Genomic DNA, 238 nt, shown 5'->3' on the forward strand with positions numbered 1-238 from the left:
GGCCAGCGGGTCCATGCCGATGGCGAGGTTGGAAAGGTAATCCTCGATCAGCGTATGGATCGCCGTGCCGCCGATGTCGACGCTGTAGCTGAAACCGGTGCCGGTGATGCCGGTGTCGGTGGTCACCTCGACCACCACGAACTCCAGGGCCTGCACCTTGTTCGTGGCGTCCTCCCACGGAGAGGCCGGCGGCAGCCTGTGGACGCTCGATGTGACGCTCTCGATTCTCATGACGCTC

1 protein-coding gene is annotated in these 238 nt (G+C 64.3%); it reads right to left on the bottom strand.

The window, feature by feature from the left end:
- A partial coding sequence (locus SB658_RS27305; protein ID WP_410603683.1) for a hypothetical protein occupies positions 1-231 on the bottom strand: 231 nt, incomplete at its 3' end.
- Between the last annotated feature and the right edge of the window lie 7 nt (positions 232-238).

This window comes from Bacillus sp. SIMBA_008 (genome assembly GCF_046535495.1).
GTDB classification, from domain to species: Bacteria; Bacillota; Bacilli; order Bacillales; family Bacillaceae; genus Bacillus; species Bacillus subtilis.